The organism is Kineococcus endophyticus (assembly GCF_040796495.1).
GTDB lineage: Bacteria > Actinomycetota > Actinomycetes > Actinomycetales > Kineococcaceae > Kineococcus > Kineococcus endophyticus.
In genome coordinates this window covers 155,356-169,450 of record NZ_JBFNQN010000015.1, presented here as the reverse complement: position 1 = coordinate 169,450, position 14,095 = coordinate 155,356, and the positions used below count along the sequence as shown (strand labels likewise).

Annotated in this window: 13 protein-coding genes; 8 read left to right on the top strand and 5 right to left on the bottom strand. The window is 74.3% G+C overall.

Going from position 1 to position 14,095, the window contains the following annotated elements; all coding sequences use genetic code 11:
* Together AB1207_RS20505 and AB1207_RS20500 are read right to left on the bottom strand one after the other, a co-directional pair.
* The coding region (locus AB1207_RS20505) for a FadR/GntR family transcriptional regulator (protein WP_367640350.1) at positions 1-588 on the bottom strand (588 nt) is incomplete at its 3' end.
* On the bottom strand, positions 585-1,319 hold the full coding sequence (locus tag AB1207_RS20500) for an SDR family oxidoreductase (protein ID WP_367640349.1): 735 nt from the start codon (positions 1,317-1,319) through the stop codon (positions 585-587). The genes AB1207_RS20505 and AB1207_RS20500, both read right to left, overlap by 4 nt.
* 47 nt (positions 1,320-1,366) lie before the next feature.
* Between AB1207_RS20500 and AB1207_RS20495 the strand changes: the two genes are divergently transcribed.
* The 3 genes from AB1207_RS20495 to AB1207_RS20485 all read left to right on the top strand — a co-directional run bounded on the left by AB1207_RS20495 (position 1,367) and on the right by AB1207_RS20485 (position 4,054).
* Entirely contained in the window at positions 1,367-2,119 is a 753-nt protein-coding gene (locus tag AB1207_RS20495) for an SDR family NAD(P)-dependent oxidoreductase (RefSeq protein ID WP_367640348.1), read from the top strand.
* Positions 2,120-2,266: 147 nt separating this feature from the next.
* Positions 2,267-2,797, top strand: a complete 531-nt coding sequence (locus AB1207_RS20490) for a hypothetical protein (protein WP_367640346.1) — start codon at positions 2,267-2,269, stop codon at positions 2,795-2,797.
* 84 nt (positions 2,798-2,881) lie between these two features.
* Positions 2,882-4,054, top strand: a complete 1,173-nt coding sequence (locus AB1207_RS20485; RefSeq protein WP_367640345.1) for an MFS transporter — start codon at positions 2,882-2,884, stop codon at positions 4,052-4,054.
* Positions 4,055-4,166: 112 nt separating this feature from the next.
* On the opposite strand, the gene AB1207_RS20480 is transcribed toward AB1207_RS20485, so the two are convergent.
* Positions 4,167-4,991, bottom strand: a complete 825-nt coding sequence (locus tag AB1207_RS20480; RefSeq protein ID WP_367640344.1) for an IclR family transcriptional regulator — start codon at positions 4,989-4,991, stop codon at positions 4,167-4,169.
* Between the two features lie 29 nt (positions 4,992-5,020).
* On the bottom strand, positions 5,021-5,947 hold the full coding sequence (locus AB1207_RS20475) for a DHH family phosphoesterase (RefSeq protein ID WP_367640342.1): 927 nt from the start codon (positions 5,945-5,947) through the stop codon (positions 5,021-5,023).
* A 163-nt stretch (positions 5,948-6,110) separates the two neighbouring features.
* On the opposite strand from AB1207_RS20475, the gene AB1207_RS20470 reads away from it, so the two are divergent.
* The 5 genes from AB1207_RS20470 to AB1207_RS20450 are packed head-to-tail and all read left to right on the top strand — an operon-like array spanning position 6,111 to position 10,119.
* The gene (locus AB1207_RS20470) at positions 6,111-6,452 is read left to right on the top strand and encodes an L-rhamnose mutarotase (RefSeq protein WP_367640340.1); all 342 of its coding nucleotides are present in this window, start codon (positions 6,111-6,113) and stop codon (positions 6,450-6,452) included.
* A gap of 41 nt (positions 6,453-6,493) precedes the next feature.
* The gene (locus tag AB1207_RS20465) at positions 6,494-7,810 is read left to right on the top strand and encodes an MFS transporter (protein ID WP_367640339.1); all 1,317 of its coding nucleotides are present in this window, start codon (positions 6,494-6,496) and stop codon (positions 7,808-7,810) included.
* 31 nt (positions 7,811-7,841) lie between these two features.
* Positions 7,842-8,846, top strand: coding sequence for a LacI family DNA-binding transcriptional regulator (locus tag AB1207_RS20460; RefSeq protein WP_367640338.1), 1,005 nt, complete (start codon positions 7,842-7,844; stop codon positions 8,844-8,846).
* 37 nt (positions 8,847-8,883) lie between these two features.
* Positions 8,884-9,315 carry a Dabb family protein gene (locus AB1207_RS20455; RefSeq protein WP_367640336.1) on the top strand — a complete coding sequence of 144 codons (432 nt, stop codon included), beginning with the start codon at positions 8,884-8,886 and terminating at the stop codon, positions 9,313-9,315.
* Positions 9,316-9,345: 30 nt separating this feature from the next.
* Positions 9,346-10,119 (top strand): phosphotransferase, encoded by a 774-nt coding sequence (locus tag AB1207_RS20450; RefSeq protein ID WP_367640335.1) that lies wholly within the window; start codon positions 9,346-9,348, stop codon positions 10,117-10,119.
* A 69-nt stretch (positions 10,120-10,188) separates the two neighbouring features.
* Here AB1207_RS20450 and AB1207_RS20445 read toward each other — a convergent pair whose 3' ends face one another.
* Positions 10,189-13,611, bottom strand: coding sequence for a pyruvate carboxylase (locus AB1207_RS20445; RefSeq protein WP_367640333.1), 3,423 nt, complete (start codon positions 13,609-13,611; stop codon positions 10,189-10,191).
* Positions 13,612-14,095 lie beyond the last annotated feature (484 nt).

Here is a 14,095-nt window from a genome sequence, read left to right as displayed (position 1 = left end):
GTCGCCGTCGGCGACGGCGCGGGCCAGGTCGGCGTGCAACCGCACGTCGTGGGCCCGCGGAGGGACGCCCGCACGGTCGTGGACGGCGAGCGCGACCACCGCGCCGAGCGAGACGACCATGGGGTTCCCGCACGCCCTCGACACCGTGTCGTGGAGTTCGGCGTCCAGGTGCGCGAACTCGCCGGGGCGGGCGGCGAAGGCGGCGGCGAGTTCCCGCAGGCGAGCACGCGTCGGTGCGTCGGCGCGGCGCGCCGCCGACTGCGCCGCAGCCGGTTCGAGGGCCTCGCGCAGTTCGCGCAGTTCCCGCAGCTGGGCCGCCCGGTCGGGTCCGGCCAACCGCCACCGCACCACGTGCGGGTCGAGCAGGTTCCAGTTCCCGGCCGGTTGCACGACGAGCCCGATCCGGGGACCGGCCGTGAGCAACCCGAGCGCGACGAGGACGCGGGTGGCCTCGCGCACGATGCTGCGCGAGGCGAGGGTCTCCTCGACCAGGGCCTCCACCGACGTCCGCGCCCCTACGGGCAGGTCGCCGCCGACGACGGCCGCGCCGTCGTGGTCGAGGACCCGCCGGAACGCGGGGCTGCTCACCGCTGCACGACGGGGGAGACGACCAGTTCGTCGATGCGGACGTGGGCGGGGGAGTCCAGGACGAACTGCACCGTCCGGGCGATGTCGTCGGGGGTCAGCATGAGTTCCCGGGCCGCCGCGTCGGGGACGTTCGGGCGCTGGTCGAGGAAGTCCGTCGCCACGTCCCCGGGGCACAGGTGGCACGCCCGCACGCCGTGACCGGCCTCGGTCGCGTTGAGGGTGCGGACGACCGATCCGAGCGCGGTCTTGCTGGCGGAGTAGGCGACTCCCGCGCTCGGGTGGAACGACCACCCCGCGTAGGAGGAGACGACGACGGCGACCCCGGAACTCGCCCGCAGGTCCGGCAGCGTCGCGTCCAGCACCGTCACGACGGCGCCGAGGTTCACGGCGACGACGTCGTGGAACGTCCCGATCTCCTGGTCGTCCCAGCCCCGGCGCGGCGTGTTCCGCCCGGCCGCGAGCACGAGGCCGTCGATGCGGCCGAACTCGGCGACGACCCGGTCGCGCGCGGCCCGCACCGCGTCCCCGTCGCGCACGTCGAGCGGCAGTTCCAGGCAGGTCCCGCCCGCCGCGGTGGCCGTCTCGTGCAGGGCGTCGGCGCGCCGGCCGCTGAGCGCCACCGTCCACCCCGCCGCCACGGCCGAGCGGGCGACCGCCCGCCCCATGCCGGACCCCGCGCCCGTGATCCACAGGACCCGTCCCACCGTCGTCTCCGCCGTTCGCTCGTCCATGCTAACAGTATGCTCATTGGACCGGCTCACCGACGAGAGGACCACCCGTGCACCTCGACCTGACCGACCGCGTCGTCGTGGTCACCGGCGCCGGCCGCGGCATCGGCCGCACCCTGGCGCAGCGGTTCACCGCTGAGGGGGCCCACGTCGCGGCCCTGGACCTCGCCTTCGAGGACGACCTCCCGCCGGAGATCGCGAGGATCCCCTGCGACGTCACCGACCCCGCGTCCGTGCAGGCCGCCGTCGACGCGGTCGTCGACCGCCACGGCACGGTCGACGTCCTCGTGAACAACGCGGGCATCAACGTCGACGGGCGCGTCGCCGACCTCACGTGGGACCGGTTCCGCCGCTGCCTCGACGTCAACGTCGGCGGGGTGTTCCTCGTCAGCCAGGCCGTCGCCGAGGTCATGAAACCCCGTCGCCGCGGACGCATCCTCAACGCCGCCTCCTTCGCCGCCATCGTGCCGAGCGTCGGCAGTGCCGCGTACGCCGCCTCCAAGGCCGCCGTCGTGCAGTTCACGCGCGTCCTGGCCTCCGAACTGGGCCCGTACGACGTCACCGTCAACGCCTACGCCCCCGGTATGGTCCCGACGGCCATGAACGGTTTCGCCGACCTCCCGCCGGCCGCCGCGGACGAACTCCTCGACACCCTCTCGCTGCGCCGCTGGGAGAGCGCCGACGACGTCGCGGACCTGCTGGTGTTCCTCGCCAGCGACGCCGCGTCCTACATCACCGGAACGCTGGTGGACGTCTCCGGCGGCAAGCTCGCCACCCAGATCCCGGCCCGCGCCCACCGCTGAGGTGCGCCCGCGGGTGGAGGCGCCTCCACCCGCGGGATCCACCCGCGACCCGTCCAGCGGTCGATGCCCGAGGGGGCCCGCCGACGGGATGGTTCAGGTGTTCGCAGGACAGACCACCGGAACCCGCCGCCCAGCCAGGAGCCCCCGATGTCCCTCACCACCTCCCTCGTCATCACCATCACGATGATCGTCACGACGCTGCTGGCCGATCGCGGCGTCCGCCCCGTCGGCCGGGGCCGCGTGCTCCGCCCGCTGCTCATCGGCGGCCCGATCGCCCTGTACTTCGCCTCCCACGTCGTGACGCACGGCGTCGGCCTGGCCGTCGAGGTGGCCGGCGCGGTGGCCGGTCTGCTGCTGGGCCTGGGGGCCGTGTCCCTGGCCCGCGTCGGACGCGACGAGGCCACCGGCGAGGTCGTCACCCGCGTCGGCGCTGGCTACCTGACCTTCTGGATCGGCGCCTGCCTCCTGCGCTTCGCCGTCAGCTACGGCGCGCAGCACTGGTTCGGGCAGCAGTGGGGCACCTGGCTGTACCTGCACGGGGTCGCGGTGCAGGACATCGCCGCGGTCATCGGCAACGCCATCGTCTTCTCCGTCCTGGGGATGCTCGTGGCCCGCTCGGCCGGGATCGCCCTGCGCAGCCGCAGCGTCCGCACCGCCGAGTTCGCCCTCGCCCGCTGAGGCGCCCCTCCGCCCACCCCACGCGCCGCGCCGCCCCCCGACCCACCGGGCCGGGGGGGGCGGCGCGTCTGCGAGGGTGCTGCGGTGCCCACCCCGTCCGGACCGGTCTTCGGCGGGTGGCGCTCCCTCGCCACGGTCTACGCCCCCGCGGCGCTGTTCAGCACCAGCCAGGGCGCGGTCCTGCCCGTCCTGCCCCTCACGGCGCGCGACCTCGGCGCGTCGGTCGCCGTCTCCGCCGTCGGCGTCGCCCTCCTCGGCGTCGGGCAGGTCGCGGGCGCCCTGCCCGCCGGAGCGCTCGTCACCCGCACCGGGGAGCGCTTCGCGATGTTGACCGCCGCCGTCGTCTCGGGCCTCGCGCTCGCGGGAGCGGCGTTCGCCCCGTCCGAGGCAGTCCTCGCGGTGTGCGTCCTCGCCCTCGGCCTCGCCTCCGCCGTGTGGGGCCTGGCCCGCCAGTCGTTCCTCACCGCCGCCGCCCCGCCCCACCTGCGGGCCCGCGCGCGGTCCACGCTCGGCGGGGTCGGGCGCATCGGCACCTTCGTCGGCCCGTTCCTCGGGGCCGCCGGCAGCGCGGTCGCCGGGGTGCGGGGTTCCTACGCGGTCGCCGTCCTCGCGGTGCTGGCCGCCGCGGTCGTCGTCCTCGCCCTGCCCGACCCCGAGCTCGACGAGGTCCACCACGGCCCCGCCCCCACCCTGCGCGAGGTGTTCCGCGCCCACGCCCGGCTGCTCGCCACGCTCGGCGTCGCGGCGCTCGCCGTCCAGGCCGTCCGTCAGTCGCGCCAGACCGTGCTGCCGCTGTGGTGCGACCACGTGGGGCTGGACGCCACCACCACGAGCCTCGTCGCCGGCGTCTCCGGAGCCGTCGACATGCTGCTGTTCTACCCGGCGGGTTCGGTCATGGACCGCGTCGGCCGGGCCGCCGTCGGGGTGCCGTCGATGCTCGTGCTCGCGGTCGGGCACGTCCTGCTCCCGTTCTCGCACAGCGCCTGGACGGTCGCCCTCGTCGGCGTCGTCATGGGGTTCGGGAACGGCATGGGAGCCGGGCTCGTCATGACGCTCGGCGCCGACCACGCCCCACCCGGCGGCCGGGCGACCTTCCTCGGGGCGTGGCGGCTGGTGACGGACACCGGCGCGGCGTCGGGTCCGCTGCTCGTCGGGGCGCTCGCGGGCGCCGGCGGGCTCGTCGTCGCGACCGGCGGGGTGGCGGTGCTCGCCGTCGCCGCCGCGGCCGGGCTGGCCCGGTTCGTGCCGCGCCGCTGACCGACCGCTCCGGCGGCGCGTGGGTGTACGGGATGTCTGCACCGCGAGCGCCGGAACAGCGTTCCCGGGCCTCAGACCGGTCGCGGTGCAGACATCCCGTACGTGGGCCGGGTCAGCGGACGCCGGCCGCCCGCAGGTCGCGGGCCAGCCGGTCCGCGGCGCGGCCGAGGACGCCGGCGACGCGCTCGACCTCGGCGTCGGTGGCCAGGTCGGCGGGCAGGCTGCAGCTCAACGCGTCCGTGGCCGGGATGCGGTACTCCACCCGCACGCCCACGCAGACCGTGCCCGGCAGGTTCTGCCCGCGTTCGACCGCCCAGCCGCGGCGCCGCACCTCGTCGAGTTCGGCGTCCAGCGCCGCCCGGTCCGGCACGGTGTCCGGGGTCAGCGGGGGCAGTTCGGCCCCCGGCAGGAGCGCGTCGAGTTCGGCGCGGGAACGTTCGGCGAGCAGGGCCTTGCCCAGGGCCGTCGCGTAGGCGGGCAGGAACCGTCCCACGCGGGAGTGGGTCCGGTGGGCGTCCGGTGCCTCGCGGGTGGCCAGGTACACGACGTTCCCCGGGCCGCCGGCCCCGGCCGGTTCCAGGCGGGCGACGTGCGTGGTGCAACGCGTCTCGTCCCGGACGGCCTCGACGGCGGCCAGCGCGAACGGCAGCGCGGGGTCCCGGTCGAGGTAGGCGGTGCCCGTCAGGAGGGCCTGGGACCCGATGCCGTAGCCACCGGTGGGGCCGGCCGGCGGTTCGATCCAGTGCAGGTCGACGAGCGTGCGCAGCAGCGCGTGCAGGCTGGACCGCGGGTAGCCCGTCCGCTCCTGCAGCTGCGCGACCGACAGGACGTACGGCGGCTGGGCCAGCGCCTGCAGGATGCGCACGGTGCGTTCGGCCGACTTGACCGGTCCGCGCCCGGGGTCGCCGTCCGACCCGTTCCCCTCGTGCTCGTCCACGCCCCACCTCCGGGGACGGAGTCTAGGAGTCAGCGCGCCCGGAGCTTGGCGACGAGTTCGCCCAGGACCCGCTCGGAGTCCTCGTGCGGGACCTGGCAGGTGCCGGCGGCGAGGTGCCCGCCGCCGCCGTACTCCAGGCACACGGCGCCGACGTCGACGGGGGAGGTGCGGTCCACGATCGACTTGCCGATGGCGAACACGGTGTTGAGCTTGGCCCGGCCCCACATGACGTGCATCGAGACGCGGGCCTGCGGGAAGAGCGCGTAGACGAAGAACCGGTTCCCCGCGTGGATCGTCTCCTCCTCGCGCAGGTCCAGGACCGCGACGTCCCCGTGCAGGGTGGTGACGCGTTCGAGCTGGGCCTTGAACAGCTCCGCCTGGGCCTGGAACAGCTCGACCCGCTCCGCCACGTCGGGCAGGGCGAGGATCTCCTCGACGTCCTGGTAGTCGATGCAGGCGTCGATGAGCTGCATCATCAGCTGGTAGTTCGAGATGCGGAAGTCGCGGAAGCGGCCGAGGCCGGTGCGCGAGTCCATGAGGAAGTTCAGCAGCGTCCAGCCGGTCGGCTCGAGGATCTCCGAGACGTCGTACTGGGCCGAGTCGGCCTGGTCGACGGCACGCATCAGCTCGTCGGAGATCTTTGGGAACCGGTCGGCCCCACCGAAGTGGTCGTACACGACGCGCGCCGCGGACGGGGCGTCGGCGTCGATGACGTGGTTGGTGGCCCCGGCGTTGCGCAGCGTCTCGGAGTGGTGGTGGTCGAAGACGAGGTGCGCCCGCGGGTCGTAGGGCAGGTTCGTGAGGATGTCCCGGCTCGTCACCTCCACGACGCCGTCCTGCACGTCCTTGGGGTGCACGAAGGTGATCTCGTCGACGAGGTCGAGCTGGCGCAGCAGGACGGCGCAGACGAGCCCGTCGAAGTCGCTGCGGGTCACGAGACGGTAGGTGTCGCTCACACCCGGCTCATCGGCGGCCACGGGCCCACTCTTGATCGGTCCGGCCGACTTGTCGCCCGGACGGGTGTCGCGGGCTCCTTGACGGCGCCCGGACGCGGCGTCCAGACTGCCGGACGCAGCTTTGAATCGTGTCAGAGCAGATCGACGAGGACCGGGGGACGTCGTGGTGGATCGGGCCTGCTTCCTGCTGCACCTGCGCCCGGAGCTCGTCGAGGAGTACCTGCAGGTCCACGAGGAGGTGTGGCCGGAGGTGCTGGACGCCCTGCGGCGCACGGGCTGGCGCAACTACTCGCTCTTCCTGCGGGCGCAGGACGGCCTCGTCGTCGGCTACTGCGAGACCGACGACTTCGAGGCGACCACCGCCGCGATGGACGCCGAGGAGGTCTCGGCGCGCTGGGAGGCGACCATGTCGCGCTACTTCCTGCCGCCCCCGACGGGAACACCCGCGCAGGACGGCGGGGAGCGGCCACGCGACCGGCTCGTGGAGTACTTCCACCTCGACTGACGTGCCGGATCCAGGCGCAGGAACGACGAGAGGGGCGGGCGATGGCGCTCGGGGCCAGGCGGACGACGGGCTGGAAGGCGACGGTCGCCGTCGCGATGTCGAACTACATCGAGGCGGGCTCGATCATCGCGATCGCGGTGAGCCTGACGAACTGGCAGGACCGGTTCGGCGTCTCCGACACCGCGGTGGGGCTGCTCGCAGCGTTGTCCGCGAACGCCTTCGGGGCGGCGGTCGGGGCGGCGCTCGGTGGTCCCCTCTGCGACCGCCTGGGCCGCAAGTTCATCTACACCTACGACCTCGTGCTCTACATGGTCGGTGTGCTCCTGGCGACGTTCGCCGTCGGCTACTCGATGCTGCTCGTGGCGTTCGTGCTGACGGGCATCGCCGTCGGGGCCGGTGTCCCGGCGTCCTGGACGTACATCGCCGAGGAGGCCCCGGCCGACCAGCGGGCGCGGCGCGTGGGCACGGCGCAGCTGGCGTGGTCGCTCGGTCCCGTCGTGGGGTTCGCGCTCGCGGTGGCCCTGGGCGGTCTGGGCCTGCTCGGCAACCGGTTGATCTTCGCGCACCTGTTCGTCGTCGCCGCCCTCACCTGGTGGGTGCGGCAGGGGTTGCCTGAGTCGGCGATCTGGAAGGACGACCGCGCCACGACCGCGTCGGGGGGTCGCCCCGGTGGCCTGCGGGGGTTGTTCTCCCGGCGCGCGAACCTCACGGCCCTGCTGTTCCTCTTCGGCGTGTACGCGTTCTGGAACACCGTCGCGGGGCAGGCCGGGATCTTCATGCCCCGCGTCTACGAGGCGGCCGGGGTGCAGAGCGCGACCGAGCAGAACCTGCTGCAGGTCCTGGTGTGGGCGTGCACGTGCCTCGCCACGGTCGTCGGCTTCATGCGCTACGGCGACCGCGTCAGCCGTCGACTGCTGTACGCACTGGGGGCCGTCCTGGGCATCGCCGCCTGGGCGCTGCTCGTCTTCGCCGACGGGACGCTGCCCACGCTGCTGGGCTACGCCCTCCTGTGGGGTCTGGGCGCCGGCATCGGGGCGCAGGCGTTCTACAGCGTGTGGACGTCGGAGTTGTTCGCGACGCCGTACCGCGCGAGCGCGCAGGGCGTCCTGTTCTTCGCGGCCCGGTGCGCCGTCGGGGTGCTCAGCTACTGGTTCCCCAGCCTGCTGCGCGAGCAGGGCGTCCCGTTCGTCGGCACCCTGATGATCGCGCTGCTCGTCGTGGCGGCCGTCGTCGGGACGGTGTTCGCGCCGCGCACCCAGGGCCGGTCCCTGCAGCAGATCGAGCGGGAGCGCTACGGCGAGGTCGTCGACCTGCCGGCCGACGCCGCGGGTGCGACCACCGACTCGGCCCGGCGCTGAGTCCCGCCCCGCGGTCTGGGACATTCAGGGCATGGCCACGGTCAAGGAGGTCGCGCAGCGCGCGGGGGTGTCCCTGGGGACGGTGAGCAACGTGCTCAACCGGCCCGAGGTGGTCTCCGAGGCGCTGCGGACCCGGGTCCAGGACGCCATCGCCGAGCTGGGCTTCGTCCGCAACGAGTCCGCGCGGCAGTTGCGGGCCGGCGTCAGCCGGACCATCGCGATGGTCGTCCTCGACGTCGCGAACCCCTTCTTCACCGACGTCATCGCCGGGGCGGAGGAACTCGCCGAACGCCACGACGCGCTCGTCGTCATGTGCAACAGCGCCAACTCCGCCGACCGGGAGGCCCGGCACCTGCGGCGCCTGGACCAGCAGCGCGTCCTCGGCGTCCTGCTGACCCCCGTCCACGACGCGCCGAGCTCCGCGCTGTCGGAGGTGCGCGACCACGGCACGCCCGTCGTCCTCGTCGACCGGGGCGCCGCGAGCGCCACCGGGCAGGCCTCGGTGGCCGTCGACGACGTCCTCGGCGGCCGGCTGGCGGGGGAGCACCTCGTGGGCGCCGGGCACCGGGACATCGCGTACGTCGGCGTCGCCGCCCCGCTGCGGCAGGTCCAGGAGCGGTTGCGCGGTGTGCGGGAGGCCGTCGGCGGCGCGGGCACCGTCCACGTCGTCGACGCGACGGGGCTGTCGGTGCGCGCGGGTTCGCAGGCCGCGGCGCAGATCCTCGCCGGACCGGAGCAGGACCGTCCCACCGCGGTGTTCTGCGCCAACGACCTCCTCGCGCTGGGGGTCCTCAACGAGTGCGTCCGCCGCGGGGTGCGGGTGCCGGACGAACTCGCCGTCGTCGGGTACGACGACATCGGGTTCGCCGCCACCGCGACGGTGCCCCTGACGTCGGTGCGCCAACCCCGGGAACTGCTGGGGCGCACCGCGGTGGAACTGCTGCTGGCCCAGGTCGAGGGCCGCGCCGCGCAGCAGATCGTCTTCGAACCCGAACTCGTCGTGCGGCGCTCGACGGGGCGACGGGCCCGCGCGTGACCTGCGCCCGGTGCGGCGCGGTGGCAGCATGCGCAGCGTGCCCCACGACGCGAACCCCCTGACCGCTCTGCTCGCCGAGGTCGGCGTGGAGGAGTTCACCGCCCGCGACTTCCGGCCCGGTGTGGTCCGCCACGTCGTGCTGTTCCGCTACCGCGACGACGTCACGCCGGCGCAGGAGGAGGAGGTGCTGCAGCGCTTCCGGGCGCTGGCGACGAGCCCGCGGCCTGACGGCCGGCCCTACGTCGTCTCGATCGAGGCCGGGGCCCAGACGAGCGGCGAGGGCGCCGGGGGAGGGTTCGAGCACGGGATCGTCGTGACCTTCGCCTCCGAGGGCGACCGGAACTACTACGTCGGGACCCCGGTCGTGGACGATCCCGCCTTCGCGGACCCGGCGCACGCCGCGTTCAAGGAGTTCGTCGGCCCGTTGCTGGCCGACGGTGGGGTGCTCGTGTTCGACGTCGCGGGGTGAGGAGGCCGACCGCCGGGTAGCGTCCGGGCCGTGGACGAGGAACTGCTCGGCGGAGGGTTCTCGACGGTCGTCGTGCGCCGCGGGGACACGGTCCGGCGCACGGCCGCGCCCTGCTCGGCGACGGTGCAGACCTACCTGGCGCACCTGCGACGGGTGGGGGTCGACCGGGTCCCCGCGCCCGGAGGTTTCGACGAGCAGGGCCGGGAGGTCCTCGCCTTCGTCGACGGGACCGTGCCGTGGTGGCCGTGGCCGCAGGTGCTGCGCTCGGACGACGGGCTGCGGCAGGTCGCCGGCCTGCTCCTCGAGCTGCGCGCCGCCGCGGCGACCTTCGAGGATCCCACGGACGCCGTCTGGCACGCCGGGCCGCGACGGGACCCGGCGCACGTGGTGGCCCACGGCGACCTCGGGCCGTGGAACACGGTGTGGCGCGACGACCGGCTCGTGGGCCTCATCGACTGGGACACCGCCGGTCCCGCCCCCGACGGGTGGGACGCGGCCCAGGCCGCCTGGTTCTTCGTCCCGCTGCGCCCGGCGACCGGCTACCGCGCCGAGGAACCCTGCTTCTCGCGCGACGACGTCGAGCGCCGGTTCTCCCTGTGGTGCGACGAGGTCGGGGCCGACCCCGAGGCGCTGCTCGACCTCGTCGAGCAGGTGCAGGCCGCCGACCGCCACCGCGTCCGCGACTGGGGCGGCGCGGGCCGCGAGCCCTACGCGACGTTCCTCGCCCGCGGCGACCTCGCCACCCTCGACGAGGACGCCGCCTGGCTCGACGAGTTCCGCGGCCGCCGGGGTCGGGATCGTTGACGCATCGGGCTCGCCCTAGGAGCCCGCAGCGTCGACGAGGGCTCCCCGGGCGCGGGCGTCGGGCACGCGTCAGGACACCAGCAGCACCAGGTCCCCGCCGTCGACGTTCTGCACCGCGTCGAGCGCCAGGCGCGTGACGGTGCCGGCGCGGGGGGCGGTGATGGCGGCCTCCATCTTCATGGCCTCGATGGTGGCGACCACCTGCCCGGCCTCGACCGCGTCCCCGGCGGCGACCTGCAGGGTGACGGTGCCGGCGTAGGGGGCGGCGACGTGGGTCGGGTTCGAGGGGTCGGCCTTCTCGGCGGCCTTGACGTCCACGGTCACCGACCGGTCGCGCACCTGGATCGGGCGCAGCTGCCCGTTCAGGGTGGCCAGGACGGTGCGCATCCCGTGCTCGTCGACGTCGGAGACCGCCTCCAGACCCGCGATGAGGTCGACACCGGGTTCGAGGTGGATGACGTGCTCCACCCCGTGCCGCAGGCCGTGGAGGGCGTCGACGGTGTCGAGCACGGAGGTGTCGCCGTAGGTGGCGCGGTGCGTCAGGAACTCCTTCGTGGGGCCGGGGAACAGGAGGCGGTTGAGCGTCCGCTGTCGTTCGCGGCCCGGTGTCCGCAGGAGCTCGGCGTCCTCGGGGGCCAGCGCCGCGGTCGCGGGTTTGACGTTCCGCCCGGCGAGGGCCTTGGAACGGAACGGTTCGGGCCAGCCGCCGGGGGGAGTTCCGAGGTCGCCGGCCAGGAACCCGACGACGGAGTCGGGGACGTCGTGGGCGGCGGGGTCGTCGGCGAACCGCGCGAACGCCTCGGGGGTGTCCACGCCCTGGGCGACGAGCTGGAGCGCGAGGTCCCCGACGACCTTCGAGCTCGGGGTGACCTTGACGAGCCGTCCGAGGATCCGGTCGGCGGCGGCGTAGGTCGCCTCGATCTGCTCGAAGCGTTCCCCGAGCCCGAGCGCGATGGCCTGCTGGCGCAGGTTCGACAACTGCCCGCCGGGGATCTCGTGGTCGTACACGCGCCCCGTCGGGCCGGGCAGCCCGGACTCGAACGGCGCGTAGACGCGGCGTACGGCCTCGAAGTACGGCTCCAGGTCTGTGGCCGCCCGCAGGTCCAGGGGGGTTTCGCGCTCGGTGTGGGCGGTCGCGGCGACGAGTGCCGACATCGACGGCTGGCTGGTCGTGCCCGACAGCGCGGCGTTGGCGACGTCGACGGCGTCGACCCCGGCGGCGATCGCGGCCGTCAGCGTCGCCAGCTGCCCGCCGGCGGTGTCGTGGGTGTGCAGGTGGACGGGCAGGTCGAACTCGGTGCGCAGGGCGCCCACCAGGCGGGTGGCCGCGGCCGGGCGCAGCAGGCCGGCCATGTCCTTGACCGCCAGGACGTGCGCGCCGGCGCGGACGAACTGCTCGGCCAGGCGCAGGTAGTAGTCCAGCGTGTAGAGGGTTTCTGCGGGGTCGGACAGGTCGCCGGTGTAGCAGAGCGCGACCTCGGCCACGGCGGGGGTGCCCCGCACGGCCCGGACGGCGGGTTCGACCTGGGCGACGTCGTTGAGGGCGTCGAAGATGCGGAACACGTCGACGCCGGTGGCGGCGGCCTCGGCCACGAACGCGTCGGTGACCTCGGTGGGGTAGGGCGTGTAGCCGACGGTGTTGCGGCCGCGCAGCAGCATCTGCAGCGCGATGTTCGGCACGGCCTCGCGCAGGGCGGCCAGGCGGTCCCAGGGGTCCTCGCCGAGGAAGCGCAGTGCGACGTCGTAGGTCGCCCCGCCCCAGCACTCCAGCGACAGCAGCTGCGGGAGCGTGCGCGCCACGGTGGGTGCGACGGCCAGCAGGTCGCGGGTGCGGACGCGGGTGGCCAGCAGCGACTGGTGGGCGTCGCGGAACGTGGTGTCGGTGACGTGGACGCGCTGCTCGGTGCGCAGCCACTGCGCGAACCCCTGCGCGCCCAAGCGGTCCAGGAGCTGCTTGGACCCCTGCGGCGGGGGAGTGCGGTCCGCGCCGTTCCGGGGCAGCTTGTCGAGCGGGGACAGCCCGCGCTGCACGGCGGCCGGGACCGGACCGTGAGGCTGGTTGACCGTGACGTCGGCGAGGTAGGTCAGCAGCCGGGTGCCGCGGTCGTTCGGGGTTCGCGCCACGGCCAGGTCGGGCCGGTCGGCGATGAACCCCGTGTCGACGCGCCCGGCGAGGAAGTCGGGGTCCTCCAGGACCGCCTGCAGGAAGGAGATGTTCGTCGTGACCCCGCGGATGCGGAACTCGGCCAGGGCGCGGCGGGCCCGCGCGGCGGCCGTGGCGAAGTCGCGGCCGCGGCAGGACAGCTTGACGAGCATCGAGTCGAAGTGGGCGCTGACCTCACCGCCGGCGACGGCGTTGCCCTCGTCCAGGCGCACCCCGGCGCCCCCGGCGGAGCGGTAGGCCGAGATGCGCCCGGTGTCGGGGCGGAACCCGTTGGCGGGGTCCTCGGTCGTGATGCGGCACTGCAGCGCGGCGCCCCGCACCTGCAGGGTGTCCTGCGCCAGGCCCAGGTCGGCGAGGGTCTCGCCCGCGGCGATGCGCAGCTGGGACTGGACGAGGTCGACGTCGGTGATCTCCTCGGTCACCGTGTGCTCGACCTGGATGCGCGGGTTCATCTCGATGAACGCGTGCTCCCCGGCCCGTTCGCCCGCGGTGGCCACGAGGAACTCCACCGTGCCGGCGTTGACGTAGCCGATGCGCCGGGTGAAGGCGACGGCGTCGGCGTGCAGCCGCTGCCGGACCGCCTCGTCCAGGTGTGGGGCCGGGGCGAGCTCGATGACCTTCTGGTGGCGCCGTTGCAGCGAGCAGTCGCGCTCGAAGAGGTGGACGACCTCACCCGTCGCGTCGGCCAGCACCTGCACCTCGACGTGCCGGGGCTTCAGGACCGCCCGCTCGAGGAAGACCGTCGGGTCGCCGAACGCGCCGTCGGCCTCGCGCATGGCGGCGGCGAGCGCGTCGGGCAGCGCCGCCGGCGTCTCGACGAGGCGCATGCCCCGGCCACCACCGCCGGCGACGGCCTTGACGAAGACCGGGAAGCCGACGGCGTCCGCCGCGGCGACGAGCTCCTCGGGGTCGGCGGACGGGGCCGAGGAGGGGTTGGTCGCGATGCCCGCGGCGCGGGCGGCGGCGACGGCGGTGACCTTGTTGCCGGCCATCTCCAGCACGGCCGGCGGCGGGCCGACGAAGGTGATGCCGTTCTGCGCGCACGCCCGGGCCAGGTGCGGGTTCTCGGACAGGAAGCCGTACCCGGGGTAGACCGCGTCGGCGCCCGAGGCCAGGGCCACCCGGACGATCTCGTCGACGTCGAGGTAGGCCCGCACGGGGTGCCCGCGCTCGCCGATGAGGTAGGACTCGTCGGCCTTGAGGCGGTGGACCGAGGCCCGGTCCTCGTGGGCGAAGACCGCGACGGTCCGTGCCCCCAGCTCGTAGGCCGCCCGGAACGCCCGGACGGCGATCTCCCCACGGTTGGCCACCAGGACCTTGCTGAACATGCCGGGTTCTCCCGTCGTCGCCGTCGTCGCCGCTGCTGGTCACCCTGACGGAGCCGGGAGGCGGGGGACAAGCCCTCCGGGCGTGAAGAAGGGCCGTTCTTCACGCTGGGCCGCCCTGCGTGGCCTCCTTCCGTCCGAGCGGGAGCGTGGTCGGCACGAAGTCATGCCCTGAGTGCACGTCACGTGCGGATCCGTCGTCCTTCCGCTCCCGAGCGCCACCCCCCGCGCACTCCGACATGTAGTGGCGGGATGACGCACCGACCCCCAGGTGTTGTGGAAGAGGGTGTGGATCGGAGGGGGACGACGTGGGGACAGCTGTGGAGGACACGCCGAGCCTGCACGACACGCCGACCACTCTGCGTGGTCGGTTGATGACTTCGAGTGTCACCCACAGGGGTGTCCCAAGAGTGTCGTCGCAGGTCAGGGGCTTGCGCTCCGTGCGCGTCGGGCCGTCGCCGTCCCGGCGCGAATCACATCCGTGTCA